General features: G+C 67.3%; 8 protein-coding genes. All 8 read right to left on the bottom strand.

Annotated features, from left to right (window positions below):
- Positions 1-63: 63 nt before the first annotated feature.
- A complete protein-coding gene (locus AC6RA4_RS21285; protein ID WP_500163735.1) occupies positions 64-675 on the bottom strand; it encodes a glutathione S-transferase family protein in 612 nt (203 codons plus the stop codon).
- Positions 672-1,682 (bottom strand): NAD(P)H-quinone oxidoreductase, encoded by a 1,011-nt coding sequence (locus AC6RA4_RS21280; protein WP_500163734.1) that lies wholly within the window; start codon positions 1,680-1,682, stop codon positions 672-674. The genes AC6RA4_RS21285 and AC6RA4_RS21280 overlap by 4 nt, the downstream gene beginning before the upstream one ends.
- Positions 1,679-2,815, bottom strand: coding sequence for an ABC transporter ATP-binding protein (locus AC6RA4_RS21275; protein WP_500163733.1), 1,137 nt, complete (start codon positions 2,813-2,815; stop codon positions 1,679-1,681). The genes AC6RA4_RS21280 and AC6RA4_RS21275 overlap by 4 nt, the downstream gene beginning before the upstream one ends.
- Positions 2,805-3,614, bottom strand: a complete 810-nt coding sequence (locus AC6RA4_RS21270) for an ABC transporter permease (protein ID WP_500163731.1) — start codon at positions 3,612-3,614, stop codon at positions 2,805-2,807. The genes AC6RA4_RS21275 and AC6RA4_RS21270 overlap by 11 nt, the downstream gene beginning before the upstream one ends.
- Positions 3,615-3,616: 2 nt before the next feature.
- Positions 3,617-4,468: an ABC transporter permease gene (locus AC6RA4_RS21265; protein WP_500163729.1), complete on the bottom strand. Its 852-nt coding sequence runs from the start codon at positions 4,466-4,468 to the stop codon at positions 3,617-3,619.
- Positions 4,469-4,566: 98 nt separating this feature from the next.
- The gene (locus AC6RA4_RS21260) at positions 4,567-5,592 is read right to left on the bottom strand and encodes an ABC transporter substrate-binding protein (RefSeq protein ID WP_500163728.1); all 1,026 of its coding nucleotides are present in this window, start codon (positions 5,590-5,592) and stop codon (positions 4,567-4,569) included.
- Positions 5,593-5,983: 391 nt separating this feature from the next.
- Entirely contained in the window at positions 5,984-6,919 is a 936-nt protein-coding gene (locus AC6RA4_RS21255) for a 2-hydroxyacid dehydrogenase (protein WP_500163726.1), read from the bottom strand.
- Entirely contained in the window at positions 6,916-7,362 is a 447-nt protein-coding gene (locus AC6RA4_RS21250) for a type II 3-dehydroquinate dehydratase (protein WP_500163724.1), read from the bottom strand. The genes AC6RA4_RS21255 and AC6RA4_RS21250 overlap by 4 nt, the downstream gene beginning before the upstream one ends.
- Positions 7,363-7,567: the final 205 nt, after the last annotated feature.

Genomic DNA, 7,567 nt, shown 5'->3' with positions numbered 1-7,567 from the left:
TGACGGTAATGCGCCATGGGAAGCGGTCTTTCTGTCAGGGGGCACGTGGCCCGGGGAATGGGGTCAGGCGAAGGGCCGGGTGGCAGCCATCGCCGGCCGGGTGTCGAACCGCGCGTGCCACTGGGCCAGCGCCGGATGCGGGGTACGCCAGTCGAGATCGGGGAAGCGAAAGCTCAGCCATCCGAGGGCGCAGGCATAGGCGATGGCGCCGATGTCGTGGCAGCTCTCATCGGGCAGATCGTCGGCCATCGCGGCGAGCGCGTCAAAGAGCTTTTCGCGCTGCTTTTCGATCCAGAGCGGCCAGCGCTGCGGCTCGGGCCGGATCAGCGTCTCGTAGCGGATCAGCAGCGCCGCGTCGAGCAGGCCATCGGCCAGAGCCTGCCGGCGCAGAGCGGTCCAGCGCGCCGGGCCGGGGCCGGGGAACAGGCCGCCGCCATGCGCGGCGTTGAGATATTCGCAGATCACCCGGCTGTCATAAAGCGCCGTGCCATCCGCGGCTTGCGCCGCGGGCACCTTGGCGAGCGGGTTGGCTGCCTGCACCCGCCGGTCGCGCTCCACCGGGTGTGCGGCGGTGTTGCGGATCTCGATATCGGCCTCGATGCCGAGCTCATGAGCCACCGCCATGACCTTGCGCACGAAGGGAGAGGCAGAGCCCCAGTAGAGCGTCAGGGTCATGTCGCGGCCTCGTCTGTGATGAGGGCAATCTTGCCGAAATTCTGCCCGCTCTCGAGCGCGGCGTGGGCGGCCTGCGCCTCGGACAGCGGCAGTGCCTGCGACAGGACGGGGCGCACCTTGCCCGGCCCGATCAGCGGCAGGAGGTGGTCGCGGACGCCCGCCGCGATGGCGGCCTTCTCGGCATCGCTCTTGGGGCGCAGGGTCGAGGAGCTGAGCCACAGCCCCTTTCGCATCACCAGCCCGAGATCGACCGGCGCGATCATCCCCGACATGAAGGACAGCCCGATATGCCGGCCGCCGGGCGCCATGCAGGCGAGGTGTGCGTTGACCGCCTCGCCACCGAGGATGTCGAGCACCACGTCGACGCCGGCATCGCCGGTCAGGCGCAGCACTTCGGTGGTGAGATCGGCGCTGCGGTAGTCGATCGCCTGCACGCCCATCGCTTCGAGCCGGGCGCATTTTTCGGGGCCGCCGGCGGTGACGATGACCTCGGCGCCGATGGCCAGCGCCAGTTGCAGCGCGAGCGTGCCGATGCCGCTGGCGCCGCCCTGGATGAGGACCTTGTCGCCGGCCTTGAGCCCGCCGCGCTCGAAGAGGTTGTGCCAGATGGTGAAGAGCCCCTCGGGCAGGACCGCCGCCTCGGTAAGGCTGAGCCCCTCGGGCACCGGCAGGCACTGGTCTGCCTTGGCGAGGACATGGCTGGCATAGCCGCCGGCCTTAACGAGCGCCATCACCGGGCGGCCGATCAGCGCCGGATCGACGCCTTCGCCTGCGGCCTCGACGCGGCCCGCGACCTCGAGCCCGAGGATGTCGGAGACATCGGCGGGCGCGGGCAGGACGCCCGTGGGTTGCTTGATGTGGGGGGGGTTGACCCCGGGGGCGGGGGGGCGGACCCGCACCTCGCCCGGGCCGGGGGCGGGGACCGGGCGCTCGACAAGCTCGAGGACCTCGGGGCCGCCGGTGCCGTTGGCGATGATCGCGGTGAGGGTCTGGACGGTCTCGCTCATGCCGCGGCCTCCGTGTTGTCCTTGGCATAGATCGCCGGGCCGGAGCTTGGCAGGGCGATGGCGACGGCGGTGCCCGAGGGCAGCGCCTGCCGCGACGGCACGCGCAGCATCACGCGGTGATCTTCGCCAACCGCGGAGGGGCAGTCGAGATGCAGCTCGGCATAGCTGCCCTGATAGACCGAGAGCGCCACCGTGGCCGGGATCGCGCCGGGGGTGCCCGCCTCGGCGAGGGCGCAATGCTCGGGCCGGACGAAGAGCGTCACCGGGCCGGGCGCGGGCAGCGTCTCCTGATAGGTGTCGAGCGCCAGCGGCGTGCCGCCCACGCTGAGCGAGGCGCGCGCGCCGTCGACCGCGACAAGCTCGGCGTCGAACAGGTTGGCATCGCCCACGAAAGTCGAGACGAACTCGTTCTGCGGGTGATCGTAGATCTCGGTCGGGCTGCCGATCTGCCGGATGCGGCCGCGCGACATGACGGCGATGCGGTCGGACATGCTCAGCGCCTCGCCCTGATCGTGGGTCACGAAGACCGTGGTCAGGGCAAGCCGGCTCTGGATCTCCTTCAGCTCGACCTGCATGGCGGTGCGCAGGTTGCGGTCGAGCGCCGAGAACGGCTCGTCGAGCAGCAGCACGCGCGGCCGGATCACCAGCGCGCGGGCCAGCGCCACGCGCTGCTGCTGGCCACCGGAGAGCTGGCGCGGGCGGCGGTCGGCGAAATCCTCGAGCTTGACCAGCGCCAGCGCCTCGCGCACCCGCTGCTCGGCCTCGGCCTTGGGCACCTTGCGGGTGCGCAGGCCGTAGGCCACGTTCTGCGCCACGCTCATATGCGGGAACAGCGCGTAGTTCTGGAACACGATGCCGATCTCGCGCTGGTGCGGCGGCACCTGGGTGACGAGGTCGCGGTTGATGAACAGCTCGCCGCTGTCGGCCTCGAGGAAGCCCGCGATCAGGTTGAGCAGCGTGGTCTTGCCGCAGCCCGAGGGGCCGAGCAGGGTCAGGAATTCGCCGCGCCGGATCTTCAGCCAGACCGGCTCGAGCGCGACGGTCCCGGAGAAGGATTTCGACACGCCGTCGATCTGGACGGCGGGATGCTCCCGGGTGGAGTTCGGTGCGGCGGGAGAGATCTCACTCGACATTGAGGACCTTTTCGAGACGGAAGAGCTTGTGGACGATCAGCAGCATGACGGCGACGACCAGCACATAGATCACCGACACGGCGGCGAGGGTGGGGTCGGCATACTCGCGGACATAGTTGTACATCGCGACCGGCAGCGTCTGGGTGCGCTGGTTGACCACGAAGAGCGAGGCGGTGAATTCGTTGAACGACAGGATCGCGGCAAACAGCCCGCCCGAGATCAGCCCCGGCATCAGCAGCGGCAGCGTGACGGTCAGCAGCACGTGCCGTGGACTGCCGCCGAGGCTTTCGGCGGCCTGCTCGTAGCGGCGCTCGAAATTCTGCAGCGAGACGGAGACCGAGCGCACCACGAAGGGCAGCACGATGATCACGTGCACCGTCACCACCAGCCACATGGTGCGCGGCAGCGCCGCGGCGGCGGAGAGGATCAGCAGGCCGAGGCCGATGGTGAAGTTCGGGATCACCAGCGGCGACATCAGGATGCCGTTGAGCAATGTCTTGAGCGAGAACTCGTAGCGGTTCAGCACATAGGCGAAGCCCGCGCCGGCGATTAGCGCAATGATCGCACCGAAGGCCGCGATCTTGAGCGAGTTCACCAGGCCCTCGGCGAAGTCACGGTATTCGAACACGTTGGCGTACCAGCGCAGCGACCAGCTCTTGGGCGGGAAGGTCAGGATGGCGCTGTCGTTGAACGAGGCGATGGCGACGACGACGAAGGGCAGCAGCACGAAGCCGAGGATCAGCGTCAGCAGGATGCGACCGGACCAGTCGAGCAGGTGATCGAGAGGGGTCTTTCTCATGGTCAGTGCGCTCCCATCCGTTCGAGCTTGCGGATGCCGGTGTTGAACAGCGCCAGCACGGCGATGGTGAAGAGCAGCCCCACCAGCGACAGCGAGGCGGCCAGCGGGAAGTTGAACGAAGCGAAGCCGACCTGGTAGACCAGCGTCGAGATCGTCTGCACCTGTCCGCCGCCGATCATCTGCGGCGTGGCAAAGGCCGAGAATGTCCAGGCGAAGGCGGTCGAGGTGGCGGCGACGATGCCGGGGATCGAGAGCGGCAGCGTCACGGTCAGGAAGACGCGGATGCGGCCGGCGCCGAGCGAGGTGGCGGCGCGCTCGAGGTTGCGGTCGATATGCGACAGCGCGGCGGCCAGCATCACCACCACGATTGGCAGGGTGAAATGCACCAGCGCGATGACCACGCCGGTCATGGTGAACATGAACGAGATGGGGCGGTCGATGAGGCCCAGCTGCATCAGCGTGGCGTTCACGAAGCCGCGGTTGCCGAGCACGATCATCCACGAATAGGTGCGCACGATCTCGCCAAGGAACAGCGGCGTGAGCGAGATCAGCAGGATCGCGCTGCGCAGGCTGGCGCTCCTGGCGCGGACCATGGCGTAGGCCAGCGGGTAGCCGATCAGCAGCGTGAAGAGCGCGGTCCAGACGCAGAGCATCACCGTGTTCAGGAAAGCCTGCCCGTAGACCAGCTTCCACAGCGTGGTGAAATTCTCCAGCGTGAAGCCGCCGGGATCGAGCGAGCCGGGCACGTGGGCGCGCAGGCTGTATTGCACGATGGCAAGGAACGAGGCCGCGATCGCGAAGGCGATGAGGATCGACGGCGAGGCAAACCAGCCAAGGAAAGGGCGCTTCGACATCCGGGTCGGGTGCTCCTGTAGAAGTGTATCCCGGCAGCGCGGCGGCTGCCGGGTCGGGTCGGCGATGCGGCCCACGCGGGGCCGCATCGGTTGCAGGATCAGTTGCCCGCGATCATGTTTTCCGAGAACCACTGGCGCCATTCGGCGGTCTTCTCGGCGCGCAGCTCGTGCGGGATGATCAGGGTCTGGCTTTCCCACTGCTCGGGGGTGGTGAAGATGCCCGGCAGCGAGGCCAGCTCTTCGGGAAGCTCGACATTCGAGACCACCGGGCTGCCCTTCTTGATCTCGGCGATCTTGGCCTGCACCTCGGGATCGAGGGCGGCGTTGATGAACTGGTAGGCCAGCTCTTCCTTGTCGGTGCCGGTGGTGATGCCCATGGTGTCGACGCCCAGAACGGCGCCCTCTTCCGGGATCGCCAGCTGCACGTCGAGCCCCTGCGACTGCATGTAATAGGCGTTCATCGACAGCAGGATCTGCACCGGGGTTTCGCCGGTCGACAGCAGCTGCTGCGAGTTCGCGTCGTTGGTGTAGAACGCCTTGAAGTTCGGCTTCAGCGCCATGAGCTTGTCGGTGGCGTCCTGCCAGTTCTCGATCTCGACGCCTTCAAGCTTGGCGGCAACCGAGATGATGTGCGACGGGTCGAAATCCGGGGCCGCGATCATGCCCTCGAGCTCGGGCGACCACAGGTCTTCCCAGCTGTCGAAGGTGATGCCCTCGGGCAGCATCTCGGGCAGGTAGCCGATGGTGTAGACATAGGCCCAGGCGCCGATATGCGAGGGGCTGATCTTGGCCTGCTCGACAAGGTTCTCGGCGTTCGGGATGCGCGACAGGTCGAGCTCTTCGAACAGGCCGTCATTGTGGTAGAGCCAGCCGATATGCGAGGTGGTGAAGGTCACGTCGCTCTCCGGCGCGTCCTTGTTCAGCTTGGCCTGGTTCAGACGGTCGATGGTGCCGCCGGTGATGAACTCGACCTCGACACCGGTTTCCTCGGTGAACTTCGCGGCGATGGTCTGGTCGATCAGGTCGCGGAAGCTGCCGCCCCAGCTGCTGACGACCAGGGTTTCGGCGAAGGCGGCGGGAGCGAGGAGGCTCAGCGCGGCGGCGGACAGAAGGAGACGTTTCATCGTTGGGTTCCTGTTGGTTGGGAGTTCGATTGGCGCAGCCATTCGGCACGCCGGGTCATTGACCGGACCGCGTGGATCCGGCGGGGTCTTCCGGCCCGTGCGGTCACGGGCAAGAAATCTGGATGGCGGGATCCGCGCGCGGGCCCGTCGCGACGGGGCTGACTGCGGCAGAGGATCGGTGGGCCGGACGTCTGTGCTTCGTGCTTCTCCTGTCGGTCGGGTCCCTGTCTTGACCCAAGGCTGCCCGAAGACGCCAGAGCCGGATAATTGCTATTTCCGAATTCCTGATTAGGCTGGACCAAACGAACATCGCAAATGCCTGTTTCCAAACAGAAAAAGATGTATTTTGGCGGGCGCTTTCCAATCGGGGAAATGGGGTTTTTCCTGTTGCCTAATATCCGCGCACCCGCGAGACCTCGTTGACCAATTCACCGCCGCTTTGAACAGCGCGGATATTGGTGGCGATCTGCGGCGCGGCGCTCTTCGGCAGCGCCACCGAGGCCAGATGCGGCGTGATGAGCACCCCGGGAAGCGTCCAGAGCGGGTGCTCGGGCGCCAGCGGTTCGCTGGCGAAGACGTCCAGCGTTGCTCCGGAAAGTTGCCCCGAGCGCAGCGCCGCGACCAGCGCGTCCTCGTCGACCACCTCGCCGCGCGAGAGGTTCACGAAGGCGGCGCCCGGCTTCATCGCGGCGAAGACGGTGCTGTCGACGCAGGTCCGGGTCTTCGGCGTGAGCGGCAACATGCAGACCACGATGTCAGATTGTGCGAGCAGGCCGGGAAGCGCGTCGTCGCCGCAATGCACCGTGACGCCGGGCAAATCCCTTGGGCGAGTAGCCCAGCCGTGGGTGTCAAAGCCCTGCCGGGCGACCTCGGTGGCCACCATCGCGCCGAGCTCGCCAAGCCCCAGCACCGCGACCGATATGTCGGAGGCGGCCCTGGGATGGCGGTAGGCCCATTCGCGGCGCGCCTGCGCGGCCTCGAAATGCGGGATCTCGCGGGCATGGCGCAGCACCGCGAAGAGCGCGAAACTGGCCATCATCTTGCCCATCTCGGGATCCGAGAGCCGGGTGATCGGCACGTCGGGCAGATCGTTGCGCGCCACCAGCCGGTCGACACCGGCGCCGAGATTGATCACCAGCTCGAGGTTGGGGAACCGCGCGAAGAAACCCTCGGGCGGCATCCAGACCAGCGCGAAGCGCACCGCCTCGGGGTCGGTGACGGCGTCGGCGTTCTCGATCCGCACATCGTCGCCGAGCAGCGGCGCGAGCGCGTCGCGCCAAGCCTCGAACGGATCGGGGCCGCTGTAGAAGACCAGCGTGTCGGTCATGCCTGCGCCTCGGAGATCAGCTCGTTCATCGCGCCGAGACCCAGCAGGTAGCCGCGCACGCCCAGCCCCGCGATCACGCCGGTGGCGGCCTTCGAGATAAAGGAGTGGTGGCGGAAGGGCTCGCGCTTCCAGATGTTGCTCATGTGGCATTCGATGATCGGCCCGTCGAAGGCGAGCAGCGCATCGAGAATGGCGATCGAGGTGTAGGTCAGGCCAGCGGCGTTGATCAGCAGCCCGTCGCAGCTCTGCCGCGCCTCCTGGATCCAGTCGATCAGCACGCCTTCGTGGTTCGACTGGCGGAACTCCAGCCTGAAGCCGAGCTCCTCGGCCCGCGCCAGACAGGCGGCCTCGATCTGCGGGAAGCTGTCGCTGCCATAGGTGCCCGACGGGTCGAGCCCGTAGAGATTGGCATTGGGGCCGTTGAGAAACATCACGGTCTTCATGGCAGGTCCTTCTGTCTGTGGGGTGTCACGACGCCGGGCGCTTGCGTCGCGACGGCCGGAACGCCGCCCGTCAGGTGGGCGGGCCGGTGTCAGGTGCGCTCGTAGGCGTCGTAGTTGCGCTGCACGCCGATATGGGTGGCGAGGTACTTGGCGTCGTACCAGCAGCCATAGATGAACGAGGAGGCGCGGTTGGTGAGCTCGGGCA

The sequence above is a fragment of the Salipiger sp. genome (genome assembly GCF_059781815.1).
Note: the sequence above shows the minus strand (reverse complement) of the source record. Positions and strands in the feature narration are given on the sequence as shown.